This is a genomic window from Thalassospira mesophila (assembly GCF_002115755.1).
In the GTDB taxonomy this organism is placed as follows: Bacteria; Pseudomonadota; Alphaproteobacteria; order Rhodospirillales; family Thalassospiraceae; genus Thalassospira; species Thalassospira mesophila.
In genome coordinates this window covers 121,036-136,817 of the sequence record NZ_JFKA01000006.1, presented here as the reverse complement: position 1 = coordinate 136,817, position 15,782 = coordinate 121,036, and the positions used below count along the sequence as shown (strand labels likewise).

Here is a 15,782-nt window from a genome sequence, read left to right as displayed (position 1 = left end):
GTACGAGCTTTACAGTCCGCCGTGCGATCCGGTCAGTCGGGTAATTTCCTGTGCCGTTTCAACAATGAAAGGCACCGTATCGGCCACTTTATATGGCGTGCTTGGCCCGCCCAGATAGGGAATGGTCAGGCTGGCAAGGATCTCGCCGCCATCGCCCTGCAATACCGGCGCCCCCACGTCGATAATGCCAACCGTGGCAGTACTTTGCACGTCAACATATCCGCGGGCGCGAATGGCCTTTAGCTCATATTCCCATACTTCGGCATTAAACGATGCACCCAGTCTTTCGCCGAAATATTCCATCAAAGGCGCACGCCGTTCGGGCGACATCCATGCCAGCAACACTTTGCCAGACCCGGAATCGGCCAAGCTGCGCCGATAGCCCACCCGCACCGAAAACCCGATGGCTTCCGGGCTTTCAACCCGGGCAATCACCACCATCTGGTCGCGCGATGGCACAGCCAAATGACACGACTGCCCCACCCGTGCCGCCAAACGGCGCATTTGCGGCAAGGCTGCTTCCAACAGGGTTGAAACCGGCGACACCTGCATCCCAAGCTCGAACAAATGGTTGGTAATATGAAACAGTTCTGATCCGTCTTTGCGCTCCAGATATCCCTTTTGCTCGAGCACCGAGAGCATCCGGAAAATCTCGCTTTTGGACCGGCCAAGGGCGCTTGCAATCGCCCCCATGCTCATCGGGCGGCGCTCGGCTGCCAGAATTTCCAGAATCTCCAACCCCTTTTCCAGGGCCGGGGCTTTGTAGACGCGTTTGATATCTTCGGACATATTTAACCCTTGTTCGTCATCTGCCGCAGCTTTTCGTAAAAAACGGGTCTTGCCAAGCACCAAAATACACCATATTTAAAACGATGTTCCATTTATAAAATAACGAGGCACAGGGCATGAATCCGGTTATCACAGGGATCAAGGCAATCGACATCCGGTTTCCGACATCACGTCAGCTAGACGGGTCGGACGCAATGAACAAGGATCCGGATTATTCGGCTGCCTATGTCATCATTGAAACCGACACTGCCGATATTTCCGGTCACGGCCTGACCTTTACCATTGGCCGGGGCAATGATATTTGCGTTGCCGCCATCAAGGCCATGTCCCATTTGCTGATTGGTAAATCGCTCGGCGACCTTACCACCAACATGGGACAAACCTGGCGCGATTTAACCGGCGACAGCCAGTTACGCTGGCTTGGCCCGGACAAAGGGGTGATGCATCTGGCAACCGGTGCGGTTGTCAATGCCATCTGGGATATGTGGGGCAAGGTTGCCAACAAACCGGTTTGGCAGCTTGTCGCCGAAATGACGCCCGAACAGTTTGTCGATTGCGTTGATTTTCGCTATCTGACCAACGCGCTGACCCGCGACGATGCCCTTGAAATTTTGCGCGCCGCCGAACCGGGCAAACAGGCCCGGTTCGACGAAATGCGCCAGCAAGGGTACCCCGCCTATACCACATCGGCGGGCTGGTTGGGCTATAGCGACGAAAAACTGCGTCGCCTGTGCCAGGAAGCCATTGATGAAGGCTGGAACTATATCAAACTTAAGGTTGGTGTCGACGTCAAAGACGATAAACGCCGCTGTGCGATCGCACGCGATGTTATTGGTGCGGACCGTAAATTAATGATCGATGCCAACCAGAACTGGGAAGTAGACCAAGCCATTTCGTGGATGAAAGAACTGGCCGTTTACGACCCGTGGTTTATCGAAGAACCGACCAGCCCTGACGATATTTTGGGGCATAAACAAATCCGCGATGGTATTTCGCCCATTCGCGTTGCCACCGGCGAACATTGTCAGAACCGCATCATCTTCAAACAGTTCCTTCAGGCCGATGCGATTGATGTTGTGCAAATTGACAGTTGCCGGGTTGGCGGGGTGAACGAAATCATGGCGATTTTGCTGATGGCAAAAAAATTCAACAAACCGGTCTGCCCGCATGCCGGGGGCGTTGGCCTGTGCGAATATGTTCAGCACCTGTCCATGATCGATTATATCTGTGTGTCAGCGTCCCTCGAAGACCGGGTTCTGGAATATGTCGACCATTTACACGAACATTTCGAAGACCCCTGCACCATCCGCAATGGCCGTTACATTGCGCCAACAGCACCGGGCTTCTCTATTACCATGAAACCACAAAGCATTATCGACCACACCTTCCCGACCGGCATTGTCTGGCAGGAAGGGCAATAACACAGCGTCACCCTTCCTAAGACGCAAGGCGTTTCGCGCCGCTGTCATCTTCAAACCCTCGGCCCTTTATCGCGGCCGGGGGTTTTGTTTTACTCGGCCCGCTCGAACACCTTCCCGCCCGCCGATGGCCCAAAACAGTGGCGTCCTTAATAGGGTCGCTCTGCGGAATCCCGCAACAAACGACCTTTCATTCCAATTTTAATATCGATAAAACCACATAAAAACAAATACTTATAATAAATTCAATTTTTTATTTAAAAAATACTTGCGCAAGCTAAAAACTGCCGCGATAGTTGCCGCTAACTTAAAGATGGCAAAGCCACATTATCTACAGGGAAACATCCATCCGAGGCTTCACACGCAAGACGGGAAGATCAGATGAAAAACTTAACAAGAACAATCATTGCGGCAAGTTTGTCCGCCCTGGTAGCTGCTCCGGCATCTGCTGAAACATTGCGCTTTGGCGGTAACTTCGCGGCGGATCATTCCAGCTCCATCGCCATGCAGAAATTCAAAGAAGCCGTCGAGACAAAAACCGACGGTGCCCTTACGATCGACCTTTTCCCCGACATGCAACTGGGTGGCGCACAGGAAAACGTTGACCAGACCCGGTCTGGCGCAATTTTTGGCACATGGATTGGGGCGGCTTATCTGTCACGGACAGTACCCGAGCTTGAGGCAATTTCGATGCCTTTCACCTACCCGGATCGCGCCACAGCTTTCCGCGTCATTGACGGCGAAGTCGGCACCATCGTCGATCAGAAACTGTCCGATAAAGGGTTTAAAGTTCTGGGCTGGATGGAACTTGGCCCGCGCAACATTACCAATAATGTGCGGCCCATTAAAACCGTTGATGATCTGAAAGGTCTCAAGATCCGCCTGCAACCCAACCAGACCCATCTGGATTCCTTCCGCGCCATCGGTGCCAGCCCGGTTTCCATGGGTATCAGCGAAGTATATTCCGCCTTACAACAAGGCGTTCTGGACGGCGAAGAAAACCCCTATTCGATCATTAAAACGCGCCGGTTCGACGAAGTTCAGAAATACCTTTCCGACAGCAACCATGTTTTCGACTTCATCACGATTGTTGCAAACAAAAAAGCCTTCGACAAACTTGATCCCAAAGACCAAAGCATTCTCAATGACGCCATGGTCGACGCCGTTGCCTTCCAGCGTGCCGAAGCTGCCAAGGAAGATGACACCGCAAAAGCCGCCTTGATTACCGCCGGGATGGTGTTTACCCCGATCCCCGATGACGTGCGTGCAAAGCTGCGTGAGCTGACGGCACCGGTTATCGAGGGCCTAAAAAAACGCATTGATCCGGCCCTTATCGAAAAGGTTCAAAGCGAGGTCACAGCAAAATGATGCCCGCCCATGGTCGGCACGAGCCTGCGAAAGCAGGCTCGCTCTTCTCGTCTTGCCAAAAAGCCCTGATCCGGATTGATTACGCGTCCAAAGGCGTCGTCATTTTTGCCATCGGCCTCATGACATGTCTGGTTATTGCCCAGGTGTTCTGCCGGTATGCCCTGTCATATTCCCTTGACTGGGCCGACGAAATGTCCCGCCTGGCATTTGTCTGGACCATCTTTCTGGCGCTTCCGCATGGTGTGCGTTTTGGCATTCACGTTGGCATTGATGTTGTCGTCAACAAATTTTCACCGCGCCTGCAAGACCTGTTATTTCGCCTGTCGGCCCTGCTGGGTGCCGTTCTTATGATTGTGGTTTTCCATTTCGGGCTTCAGGTCACACAAGACGGCTGGGCGGAACTGATGCCCACCATTAATATCACCTCTGCTGTTTACTATATCGCCGTCCTCATCGCTGCAGGCCACAGTCTTTTGCATTTATTGCTGCTGGCATGGGGCGGGGCGTCAACATGGGCAAGCATTGATGGTCAAAACGAGGTATCCGCATGACAATCGCTGTTATTCTTGCCTTCCTTGTTCTGGCCGTGATCGGCATGCCCCTGGCCTTTGCGCTGGGGCTGGCCTCTTTGATCGGGTTGCTGGCCGGGGGCATTGATCTTTCGGTTATGCCGCAACGCATGCTGCATGCCGTCGACAGTTTTCCACTGATGGCGATCCCGCTTTTTATGCTGGCCGGTGAGTTAATGGTGCGTTCCGGCATTATGCGGCTGTTAATTGAATTCGCTGATGCCCTGGTGGGTCGCTTGCACGGCGGGCTTGCACATGTAGCTATTGTTGCAGGCATGATTTTGGCCGCTGTTACCGGCGCCGCTGTCGCCTCGGCCTCGGCCCTTGGCTCCACTCTGGTACCATCGATGCGTAAATCCTATGACGATGGCTATTCAAGTGCCGTTATTGCATCGGCGGCCAATCTGGGCGCCATCATCCCACCGTCCAACGCCATGATTGTGTATGCCCTGATGGCGGGTTCAAGCGTTTCCGTGGGTGGCTTGTTCATGTCGGGTATCGTCCCGGGCATTATTCTGACACTGGGCTTTATGGCACTGGCCAGTTTCATTTCCTGGCGGCGTGGTTTTAAACTAACCGGCAATCGCCTCAAGGCCCGTGAACTCGCCATTCGCACATGGAAAGCCCTGCCGGTATTGCTGATGCCGGTTGTGGTGGTTGGCGGGATCATCGGTGGTGTTTTCACCGCAACCGAAGGGGCCGGTATTTCGGTTTTTTATGCTTTCGTCATGGGCATGTTTGTCACCCGTGAACTGAAATTATCCGATTTGCCTGATGCCCTGTTTCGGGCCGCCGTTTCGGCCGCCATGGTGGGGGCCTTGATTGCCTTTGCCGCAGCCGTGACCTTTATTTTCACCATCGATATGGTGCCTGCCCGCATTGCCGGGTTATTACAATCGGTCACCTCCAGCCCCGAAATGTTTCTGATCCTAGTCATGTTAATTCTGGTGACAGTCGGCATGTTTATCGAATCAAATGCCGCCTATATCATGCTGGTGCCGCTTTTTGCACCGGTGGCCATCAGCTTTCATATTGACCCGCTTTTGTTTGGCTTTTTGTTTGTTTTCAACCTGGTTATCGGTATGGTGACGCCGCCGGTCGGCATTGTTCTTTTCGTCATGAGCGGCATAACCAAACTCCCCATGGCAAGACTGATCCGCAACATTTGGCCTTACGTGCTTTTGCAGTATGGCGTTCTGGTTCTTTGCATGCTGTTCCCCGACATTGTGACGGCACTTCCACGGGCGATGGGCTATTGATGATGAACACACGAAAAAAGAAATTGTCGCGTCTTTTGCTGCCCGAACAGGTTGCCGAAACATTGCGCGAAATGATCATTGTCGGTGATTTGCCCTGGGGCAAAAAAGTGCCGGTAACCGCATTGGCTGCACAGCTTGAAGTCTCGCCAACCCCGTTACGCGAAGCCCTTAAAGTTCTGGCATCGGAAAACCTGGTCGAACTTCTGCCCAATCGCGGCGCGCGCGTTTGTGCCTACACCAAAGAAGATGCCCGCGACCTTTTTGAAGTGATCGCCGGCCTTGAAAGCCTTGCCGCCCGCCTGGCTGCAACGCGCATCACCGCACAGGAACTAGGCCAACTGCAAGACATGCATCAAACCATGCACGCGGCTTACGAACGGCACGACAAGGACGCATATTTTCCGCTTAACAGTGCCATTCACGACCTGATTGTCGACTATGCACGTAATCCCGTTTTGTCGTCCTCACGCGCCAAACTCATGGTGCGCGCCAATCGCGGGCGGTTCATTGCCATTGCCGATCCATACCGCTGGCGCGAGGCCCTTGATGAACATGACCAACTGATGGACGCATTTGAAAAACGCGATGCCGATGCCGCTGCCGCGATCTGGCAGGTCCATCTTGACCATACCGGCATTGCAACCGTCAAAGCCCTCAGTGACGCAAGCCTTGAACCAGCGGAGCAAGAAAATGACTGAATTTGACCTTGCCATTCGCGGCGGAAAGGTTTGCACAACGGCCAATACAATCAACTGCGACATTGGCATTCGTGACGGTCGGATTGTGGCCATCGCCGAAAAGATCGACGGTGCGACCCGTGAAATCGACGCGAGCGGCCTGCTGGTTTTACCCGGCGGCATTGACGCCCATGTTCATATCTCCCAGCCAGCCGGGGATGGTATTGTCATGGCGGACGATTTCATGTCCGCCACCCGCTCTGCCATGGCAGGGGGCACAACCACCGTTATGCCATTTGCCTTGCAACAAAAGGGCGATTCCCTGCGCGCTGTTGTCGAAGATTACCACCGCCAGGCCGAAGGAAATCTGTTTACCGATGTGTCCTTTCACCTGATCGTCACCGACCCGACCCCACAGGTATTGGGCCAGGAACTTCCGGCCCTGGTGAAAGATGGCTACACCTCGTTCAAGGTTTTTATGACCTATGACGACATGATGCTGTCCGATGGCGAGTTGCTGGATGTTTTTGATGTCGCCAAGCGTGAAAACGCGCTGGTTATGGTCCATGCCGAAGGGCATGATGCCATTCGTTATTTAACGCGCAAACTCGAAGAAAGAGGCCAGACCCAACCTTATTACCATGGTGTTTCGCGGCCCCAGATTGTCGAGCGCGAAGCAACCCATCGCGCCATCAGCCATGCCGAATTAATCGATCTTCCCATTGTGATCGTTCATGTTTCGGGAAGCGAAGCGATGGAACAGATCCAGTGGGCGCGCAATCGCGGGCGCACGGTTTTTGCTGAAACCTGCCCGCAATATATCGCCCTTACCCAGGATGACATGCGCGGCCTGAATATGGATTTTGAAGGCGCGAAATATGTATGTTCACCGCCCCCGCGCGACCATGAAAGCCAGGAAGCCATCTGGCGTGGCATTCAAGATGGCACCTTTGATATTTTTTCATCCGATCACAGCCCCTTTCGCTATGCCGATAGCCAAGGCAAAGACCGCCCGGGTGCCCGCACGTCATTCAAATGGATCCCCAATGGCATACCGGGTATTGAAACCCGCTTGCCGATCCTGTTTTCCGAAGGCGTTTCCAAAGGGCGCATTTCGCTGGAACGTTTTGTGGCCTTAACGTCCACCAACCCGGCGAAACTTTATGGACTGGCCCCCCGCAAAGGCAGCATCGCCATTGGGGCAGATGCCGACATAACACTTTGGGATGCCAACAAAAAAGTCACGATCAGCCAATCCCTTCTTCATCATGGTTCCGACTATACCCCCTATGAAGGCATGGCGGTCACCGGCTGGCCTGTCCTGACGATGCTGCGGGGAAAAACCGTTGCGGATGACGGGCATATCGTCGGCGACCCCGGTTTTGGCACACATCTTTTCCGCTCCCCATCGAATGACCGTATCCGTTAAAAAAGAAGATTTGACATGAATATACTGTTGATAAACCCGAACACTTCGGTCGAAGTGACGGAAAAGCTTTCCAATGCGGCAATGCGTGTCAAAAGCAGCGACACCAATCTGATTTGTGAAACAGCGCGTTACGGTGTTCCCTATATTTCAACCCGCAGCGAAGCCCTGATCGGCGGCACCGCCATGATGGAAATTCTCGCTGAAAAACACGATGAAATCGACGCCGCGATCATCGCAGCATTTGGCGACCCCGGACTTGGGGCCGCGCGCGAGCTTTTTGACGTGCCAGTTGTTGGGCTGGCCGAAGCCGGCATGCTGACCGCGTGCATGTTGGGCGGGCGTTTTTCCATCGTCAGTTTTTCCGAAACCCTGCGGCCCTGGTATCTGGAATGTGTGGCATGGCATCGCCTTGAAGCCCGTTGCGCCAGTGTCCGTACCCTGACCGGGGGTTTTCAGTCCATTGGTAATGTGCAGGAAGAAAAAGAAGACCTTCTTGTCGCCCTGGCCCAGGCCGCGATTGACGAAGATGACGCTGACGTCATTGTTCTTGCCGGTGCCCCCCTGGCCGGTCTGGCGCAAAAGGTGCGAGGCCGAATACCGGTTCCCGTTGTCGATTGCGCAGAAGCCGCAATGGCGCAAGCCGAAACACTTGTGCGGCTGAACGTGCGCCCCCCCATCGAGGGCAGTTTTCGACGCCCCGTCGCCAAACCAACTGTCGGCATGTCTTCCGCCCTTGCCCAGCGCATAGCAGGCACACGCTAACAAAATCGGCACCGCGCGCACTTTGTAACAGATGCGCGCAGTCGTCCCCAAAATATCCTTGTGAATAGTGCGAATTAGAACCCGGAAATAACCATGCAACGATGCTGCCTGACAACATCACATCCGTGACGGCAGGCTTGTCGTTATCATCAAACGACCGCCGAATTTGGCGGCATCCTCCGGTCAAACAGATAGCGGCGTAAACTTGCCAAAAGAAGCCCGCTAGATCTCGGCCATATAGGACTTGATAAACTCGCCAAATGTTTTGACAATCGGGGGCGGCTTAAGGGCCGCATAAGCAAGGGTAATGCCAATATCGGGCAAGGCCGGAAGGCCGTTTTGCAAAATAGACAGATCTGGCGGGACAGCAGCACGCGTTACCACACTTATCGCCTCGCCAGATCGGGTAACGGCCAAAAGCCCGGCAAGACTGTTGCTGGCAAATGCAATGCGATAGGCGCGCCCAACCCGGTCCATTGCCCCAATTGCTGCTTCATGATCCAGCGTTCCGGGTGCCGAGAGGGCCAATGGTAACACTTCACGCGCCAGAATTGCCGGATCGGGGCCATTCCCCACCCAGACAAAAGATTCCGGGCGCATGATCTGGGCCCGGTCGGCATCTTCTGGCACAGACAGCACTGCAAGATCGATTTGCCGTCGTTGCAAAAGCTGCCGTAATTCCACCGTGCCCGCACAGACAACCTCAATTTCAATGCCACCATGAAGGGCGGCAAAACCGCGCAGCAAACCGGGAAAAAAGGCCGTCATATAATCTTCCGGGCACCCGATACTGATCGCACCATGAAGGGCCGTGCCCGATATGGCAGCGACGGCCTCGTCATGCGCGCCCAGGATGCGTTCGGCGTAGGAAAGCATGCGAATGCCCGCCGCCGTTAATTCTACCCCGACCCCGGTTCTGCGTAAAATCGGCTGACCAACGGCGTCTTCAAGGCGCTGCATCTGCATACTGACAGCCGATTGCGTTCGCCCGATTTTCCGGGCAGCCTCACTAACCGAGCCCGCACGCGACACCGCCACAAAACTGCGCAGCAGAAATATTTCAAGATCCGGCATGTTCCATCAATTTTATTGATATCGTATTTCTATATTATGAATTTGGCTGGACGAGTTTGGCAAGGCAAAATACTTTCACCCGCCAACCAACCGAAAGCCGTTTTGATGAGCAACAGCAAACCCGACAACACAAATCTTGATCCTGCCTTGTGGTCGGCCGTTTCAAACCATGTCATGCGCTATGGCCCGCAATTTGAAAAACGCATCATCAGCCGTGCGTCAGGCAGCTATGTTTATGATCTGGCAAATGATCCGATACTGGATTTCACCTCCGGACAAATGAGTGCCGTTCTGGGCCATTCCCACCCGGCAATCGTTAAAACCGTTCAGGATAATATCAGCCAGCTGGACCACCTTTTCAGCGGCATGCTGTCGCGCCCGGTAATCGAGCTTTCGCGACGTTTGGGTTCCATCACGCCGGGGCTGGAAAAGGTTTTGCTGCTGTCGACCGGGGGCGAGTCAAACGAAGCCGCCATTCGCCTTGCCAAAATTGTTACCGGCAAGCACGAAATTGTCGCTTTTTCCAAAAGCTGGCATGGCATGACAGGTGCTGCAGCCGCCGCAACCTATAGTGCGGCGCGCAAGGGATATGGCCCGGTTTCGGTGGGCTCTTTTGCCATTCCCGCCCCCCATGCCTATCGACCCCGTTTCACCCATGCCGATGGCACGCTGGACTGGCGAACCGAACTTGATGATGCCTTTAACCTGATCGACAGCCAGTCAACCGGCAATCTGGCCGCGTTTATTGCCGAACCCATCCTGTCGTCAGGCGGGATTATCGATTTGCCGTTGGGTTATTTGGCCGCGCTGAAGAAAAAATGCGAAGAACGCGGCATGTTGCTGATCCTCGACGAGGCCCAAACCGGCATGGGCCGCACCGGGCATATGTTCGCCTTTGAACGCGATGGCGTCACGCCCGATATTCTCACCCTTTCCAAAACGCTGGGCGCTGGGTTGCCGCTTTCAGCGGTTCTAACCAGCACCGAAATCGAGCAAAAGGCCCATGATCGCGGCTTTATTTTCCTGACCACCCATGTTTCAGACCCCCTGCCCGCTGCCATTGGCATCACGGTCATGGATGTCATCGCGCGCGAAAACCTGATCGCACGCGCCAACACAGCCGGGCAACATCTGCGCACCGGACTGGAAGCATTACAGCAGCGTTTTGACTGCATCGGTGATGTTCGGGGCCGTGGGCTTTTACTGGGACTGGAAATAGTTACCGACCGCCAAAGCCGCACGCCCGACCTTGCAATGGGCGATCGCATTGGCGAAGAAGCCCTTGCCCGTGGCCTGAGCATGAATATCGTCAAGGTTCCGGCAATGGGCGCTGTCTTTCGCATCGCGCCACCATTGACAATTTCAGACGATGAACTTGACCGTGGCCTTGACATCATGGCCGAGGCCATTCAGGCCGCCCAACGCTAGTTTTCATTCGCGATACATCGTGTTCGGCATCCCGGCAAAAAGAAGCAATTGCCGCTCTCGACCGGGATGCCGAATTTCATTCTCAAACATTAACACGGTCCGGCTCCCAAAACCGGTCATGTATCAATTTGTTCTTTGCCCTAACTCACCTGAACGAAATGATCGGTTGTAACTTCGCGATATTCACGCACAGGCGCTTCATACCCCGCTGGGCGAATAGGACTTCTAAGTTCTTCCACCGAAATTTCATTTCGCAGAGTCCGGCGTGACGGATCTGGCACAGGCACAGCGGACAGCAATTTTTTCGTATAGGAATGCTGGGGGTTTTCAAAAACCGCCGCCCGCGGGCCAATTTCAACAATTTCCCCCAGATACATCACCGCAACCCGATGACTGACCCGTTCCACCACCGCCATATCGTGGGATATGAACAGAAACGAAAGATCAAAACTTTCCTGCAAATCCAGCAACAGATTGCACACTTGCGCCTTAACCGAAACATCAAGGGCCGAAACAGCTTCATCGGCGACAATAATTTTGGGGTCAAGCATCAAGGCACGCGCAATTGCGATGCGCTGGCGTTGCCCGCCCGAAAATTCATGCGGGTAACGCTGCATCATGTCGGCATTCAGCCCAACTTTTTCCAAAAGGGATACGGCCTTGTCCCGTGCATCTGCACGCGTGCCAAGGCCATGTTGCCGAAAAGGTTCGATCAGGGCCGCACCAATACTGATACGCGGATTTAACGACGCATATGGGTCTTGAAAAATCATCTGGATGGAACGTCGCATCTGGCGAAGTTCGGATGCGCCAAGTTTCAAAATATCCTGCCCGTTTAGCAGAATCTGACCCTTTTGCGGGATCGTCAGGCGCAAGATGGAACGCCCGGTTGTCGATTTGCCACAACCCGATTCACCCACTAATGACAGCGTTTCACCCTTGCGGATGCTAAAGGAAATATCCTCGACAGCATGAACAGCCCCGACCGATCCGCCAAACCACCCGCTTTGTATCGGAAACCGGGTGGTTAGATTTTTAACTTCCAGGAGCGGCTGTTTTTCCGTCGAAACAGTATTACTCGTTTCCTGCACAGGCGGGCTTTCGCCCGTGTTTACATCTACAATCGGAAAACGCAGCGGCAGCCCCTTGCTACTGATTGCCCCCAATTGCGGAACGGCCGATAACAAGGCACGGGTATAAGGGTGTTCTCCGCGCACAAAAATATCGGCAGTTGCCCCTGTTTCCACCGTGTCCCCGCGATACATCACAATGGTACGATCTGCCACTTCGGCCACCACCCCCATATCGTGGGTAATGAACAAAACGGACATTCCTTCCTCTTCCTGCAACTGTTTAATCAGGTCCAGTATCTGGCTTTGAATGGTTACATCAAGGGCGGTTGTCGGCTCATCGGCAATCAATAGTTTAGGACGCGATGCCAGCGCCATTGCAATCATCACACGCTGGCGCATCCCGCCGGAAAACTGGTGTGGATATTCCTTAAACCGTCTGTTGGCGTTCGGAATGCGCACTTTTTCAAGTAACCGCAAGACCTCGGCCCGGGCATCAGCTTTCGATATTTTCTGGTGAACCATCAGCGCTTCGGCAATCTGCTCACCAATCGGGAAAATCGGGTTTAGCGATGTCATCGGTTCCTGGAAAATCATCGACACATCTTTGCCGCGAACCTTGCGCATTTCAGCTTCGCTCAGGGCAAGAAGATCGCGACCTTCAAGCAGAACCTTGCCTTCAACGCGGCTGCTTTCCGCTTGCAAAAGACGCATAATAGACAGCGACGTAACACTTTTCCCCGAACCTGATTCCCCGACAATGGCAACGGTTTCGCGCGGGTGAACATCAAAGCTGATATCGCGAATAACCGGGTTCCATTCGTCGTAAACCCGAAACGATGTCGTCAGGTTTCGCACAGAAAGAACCGGTGCTTCGCTGGCGGATGCCTGCACTGAATTAAGACTGGCGAGATGCATGGCTTTTCCCTTTTCCTTCCAAATCAAAACCGGAGAAATGCCGGGCTTTATCAAAAACGACATCGCAAAGAGGAAATGCTAAATTCATTGTCCGCTCCTGGTTTTGGGATCAATGGCATCACGCAAGGCATCGCCAAGAATATTAAGCGCCAGTACCGTTATCAAAATTGCGACTGACGGAAAAACAACCAGCCACCAGGCGGTTAGAATATTATCGAACCCCTCGCGGATCATACCACCCCATGTTGCCGTTGGCGGCTGCACCCCCAAGCCGATAAAGGCCAGTGACGCCTCGGTCCGGATGGCAGACGCCATCCAGAGCGAGCCCACAACAACCACATCTGAAAGAATATTGGGCAATATATGAACGCCCAGAATGCGCAACGGCGACAAACCAAGCGACCGTCCGGCATCGACAAAGTCGCGCCGTTTCACCGCAATGGTCGGGGCGCGGGCGACACGGGCAAACGGCGCTATTTCGGTGATGGCAATGGCAATGATCAGGTTTTCAAAACTTGATCCCAGCATGGCCGCAATCATCAGCCCCAAAAGCAGGGTCGGAAATGACAGCAACACATCAACAAGGCCCATCACAATCTGTTCAAACACGCCGCCGATATAGCCCGCCAGCATCCCCAACGATGAGCCAACAACCATAGCGGTTAAAACCGACAAAAAACCGATGGAAAGAGATATCCGCGCACCATAAAGAAGACGCGAGAGAACATCACGACCATAACTGTCTGTTCCCAGCCAGAAATCAGCCGATGGCGGGCTAAGACGCGCGAGAATATTTTGCTCTAGCGGGTCGTGCGGGGCGATCAGAGGCGCGAAAATGGCGACCAGCACAATAATGAAAAGCGTTCCACCGCCAAGCCACGCCATGCGATTACGGCGCAACGCAGTTAAAACCGGGCTGGATTTGACAGTTTCGGATGAATTGGAAATTGCTGCGCTGGTCATTTTTTATAACTCACTCGCGGGTCGACCAGGCCATAAATGACGTCGGTCGCGGTATTTACAAGAATGACGAAAATCGCAAAAACAACCATCAGCCCCTGCAACATGGTGTAATCACGCGATTGCAAGGCCCCCAGTATCAGCTTCCCCAGACCGGGCCGGGTAAAAACGATTTCGGCCAAAACGGAATTGCCAATCAGGGTGCCAAAATAAAGCCCCACCACCGTAACAATCGGGATCAGGGCATTGCCCAGCGCATGACGCATCACCAGGGTTCGTGCCTTCACCCCCTTGGCCTGCGCGGTGCGGATGTAATCCTCGCCCAGCACATCAAGCATTGATGAACGCGTTACGCGGGCGATATAGGCCATCATGATCAGACCCAGATTAAGGGCGGGCAAAATCAGGTTGCGAATATGCGTTACCGGGTCGGAGGATGCACGGCTCATAACCGGCAGCCAGTGCTGCCAGACAGCAAAACACAGCAACAACAAAATCGCCGACACAAACCCCGGAAAGGACAAACCGATCAACGACACGATGCGGCTTGCATAATCGGGCCATTTATTGCGCCGAACCGCCGCAATAACACCAAGCGGCAACCCAAACAGCGTTCCTAACACCATGGCCGAAAAGGTCAGTTCCAGCGTATAGGGCAAAACAGCGCCAACTTCGGACAAAACCGTGCGGCCCGTCACCATTGATTTGCCGAAATCACCGGTGATCATATTGCCTAGAAATTCGAAATACTGCACCGCAATGGGCTGGTTCAGGCCCAGCTGTTCGCGCAACGCTTGCAGTGTTGCCTCGCTGGCGCGATCACCCAGCATCGCAACAGCAGGATCGCCCGGCACCAGACGAACCAGAATAAAAACCACCGTCAGCATGACCAACAATGTTGGAATGGCTAACAAAATCCTGCGAAAAATATAGCCTAACATGAGGCCACCCCTTTTTCTGAGACGCGATTGACGTTAAATGCGTCCAGTTGTTGATTGGATTTTCCCTCTATTGCCAGATCGGCAACCACCCGCCCCACAGACGGGACAAGCTGAAACCCATGCCCGGAAAAACCGAATGCATGAATAAGCCCCTCGGCCTGATCTGAAAAGCCAATGACGGGCAAATGATCTTCTGTCATGGCTTCCATTCCGGCCCATGCCCGCACCATGCGCGTCCCCACCATTGAGGGAAACAACCGCACTGCGGCCTGCACGGCAACCGATAATGCCTGCACATCGACACTGGCCGACTGCTTGTCAGCGGCAAGGCGGCCCTGTGCGCCACCGCCAATCAGCAATGTTCCTTCGGCTGTCTGTTTAAACGACAGTTTGCGCCCAAACGAACTTATCACCGGGCGCACAACGTCCCCTGCTCTTTCTGTCACCACCATCATCGATGTGCGAATGGCCTGGCGCACGGGTTCACCCGCCATTTCGGCAATCTTGTCGGCCCAGGCCCCTGCCGCATTAATCACGACGGCCGCGCTAAAATCACCTTTGGTGGTGTGGATCTGCCAGCTTTGCCCATTGCGCCCGAGGCTGATGACCTGGCATTGTTCGATGATGTTTACGCCCGCACGCTTTGCCGCATCGCGAAAGGCACAAATGGCGCGGTGCGGGTCCGCCGACCCGTCCCCCGAAACCCATGCCGCCCCCACGCAATGTGGTGATATCGTCGGCACAAGTTCACGTAATTCATCCGCCCCGATCAGCTTTTCGTGGTGCATGCCCTGTTTTTCAAGGCGAGCAATACGGGCCGCAATCGATGCCATGGCCGCGTCATCCTCGGCTACCTGCAGTTGTCCGCAGGCCTTAAACCCGCAATCATCGCCCACCAGATCGGCCATTTTGTGCCAGGTTTCAGCCGCTTCGAGGCTTAACGGCAATTCAGCCGGGTCCCGGCCAAGGGTGCGCACACCTGCCGCCGTCGAGCCCGAGGCATGCCGCCCCAAAAAATGACGTTCCACCACCAGAACCGACGCCCCGCGCCGGGCGGCCTGCAAGGCGCACGAAAGACCATGCAAACCGCCACCAATTACCAATATATCCGGGTTCATAT

At 54.3% G+C, this 15,782-nt stretch carries 14 protein-coding genes; 8 read left to right on the top strand and 6 right to left on the bottom strand.

Annotated elements, in window-relative coordinates; genetic code table 11:
* Positions 1-9: 9 nt before the first annotated feature.
* Positions 10-789 (bottom strand): IclR family transcriptional regulator, encoded by a 780-nt coding sequence (locus TMES_RS14520; RefSeq protein ID WP_085583946.1) that lies wholly within the window; start codon positions 787-789, stop codon positions 10-12.
* A gap of 116 nt (positions 790-905) precedes the next feature.
* Between TMES_RS14520 and TMES_RS14515 the strand changes: the two genes are divergently transcribed.
* The 7 genes from TMES_RS14515 to TMES_RS14485 all read left to right on the top strand — a co-directional run bounded on the left by TMES_RS14515 (position 906) and on the right by TMES_RS14485 (position 8,271).
* Complete coding sequence (locus TMES_RS14515; protein ID WP_085583786.1) at positions 906-2,210, top strand: L-fuconate dehydratase; 1,305 nt, start codon at positions 906-908, stop codon at positions 2,208-2,210.
* 378 nt (positions 2,211-2,588) lie between these two features.
* Positions 2,589-3,575: a TRAP transporter substrate-binding protein gene (locus TMES_RS14510; RefSeq protein WP_085583784.1), complete on the top strand. Its 987-nt coding sequence runs from the start codon at positions 2,589-2,591 to the stop codon at positions 3,573-3,575.
* A complete protein-coding gene (locus TMES_RS14505) occupies positions 3,572-4,126 on the top strand; it encodes a TRAP transporter small permease (RefSeq protein WP_085583782.1) in 555 nt (184 codons plus the stop codon). Before TMES_RS14510 ends, TMES_RS14505 begins: the two co-directional genes overlap by 4 nt.
* Positions 4,123-5,403, top strand: coding sequence for a TRAP transporter large permease (locus TMES_RS14500; protein WP_085583780.1), 1,281 nt, complete (start codon positions 4,123-4,125; stop codon positions 5,401-5,403). The genes TMES_RS14505 and TMES_RS14500 overlap by 4 nt, the downstream gene beginning before the upstream one ends.
* The gene (locus tag TMES_RS14495) at positions 5,403-6,101 is read left to right on the top strand and encodes a GntR family transcriptional regulator (protein ID WP_085583778.1); all 699 of its coding nucleotides are present in this window, start codon (positions 5,403-5,405) and stop codon (positions 6,099-6,101) included. The genes TMES_RS14500 and TMES_RS14495 overlap by 1 nt, the downstream gene beginning before the upstream one ends.
* A complete protein-coding gene (gene hydA / locus TMES_RS14490; RefSeq protein WP_085583776.1) occupies positions 6,094-7,509 on the top strand; it encodes a dihydropyrimidinase in 1,416 nt (471 codons plus the stop codon). Before TMES_RS14495 ends, hydA begins: the two co-directional genes overlap by 8 nt.
* A gap of 15 nt (positions 7,510-7,524) precedes the next feature.
* Positions 7,525-8,271 carry an aspartate/glutamate racemase family protein gene (locus TMES_RS14485; RefSeq protein WP_085583775.1) on the top strand — a complete coding sequence of 249 codons (747 nt, stop codon included), beginning with the start codon at positions 7,525-7,527 and terminating at the stop codon, positions 8,269-8,271.
* A gap of 222 nt (positions 8,272-8,493) precedes the next feature.
* On the opposite strand, the gene TMES_RS14480 is transcribed toward TMES_RS14485, so the two are convergent.
* Positions 8,494-9,345, bottom strand: coding sequence for a LysR family transcriptional regulator (locus TMES_RS14480; protein ID WP_085583773.1), 852 nt, complete (start codon positions 9,343-9,345; stop codon positions 8,494-8,496).
* 105 nt (positions 9,346-9,450) lie between these two features.
* Between TMES_RS14480 and TMES_RS14475 the strand changes: the two genes are divergently transcribed.
* Entirely contained in the window at positions 9,451-10,773 is a 1,323-nt protein-coding gene (locus TMES_RS14475) for an aspartate aminotransferase family protein (protein WP_085583771.1), read from the top strand.
* A gap of 140 nt (positions 10,774-10,913) precedes the next feature.
* Here TMES_RS14475 and TMES_RS14470 read toward each other — a convergent pair whose 3' ends face one another.
* The 4 genes from TMES_RS14470 to TMES_RS14455 form a co-directional block, all read right to left on the bottom strand.
* Positions 10,914-12,761, bottom strand: a complete 1,848-nt coding sequence (locus TMES_RS14470) for an ABC transporter ATP-binding protein (RefSeq protein ID WP_085583944.1) — start codon at positions 12,759-12,761, stop codon at positions 10,914-10,916.
* 84 nt (positions 12,762-12,845) lie between these two features.
* A complete protein-coding gene (locus TMES_RS14465; RefSeq protein ID WP_085583770.1) occupies positions 12,846-13,724 on the bottom strand; it encodes an ABC transporter permease in 879 nt (292 codons plus the stop codon).
* Complete coding sequence (locus tag TMES_RS14460) at positions 13,721-14,662, bottom strand: ABC transporter permease (RefSeq protein ID WP_085583768.1); 942 nt, start codon at positions 14,660-14,662, stop codon at positions 13,721-13,723. The genes TMES_RS14465 and TMES_RS14460 overlap by 4 nt, the downstream gene beginning before the upstream one ends.
* Positions 14,656-15,780 (bottom strand): NAD(P)/FAD-dependent oxidoreductase, encoded by a 1,125-nt coding sequence (locus TMES_RS14455; protein WP_085583766.1) that lies wholly within the window; start codon positions 15,778-15,780, stop codon positions 14,656-14,658. The genes TMES_RS14460 and TMES_RS14455 overlap by 7 nt, the downstream gene beginning before the upstream one ends.
* Positions 15,781-15,782: the final 2 nt, after the last annotated feature.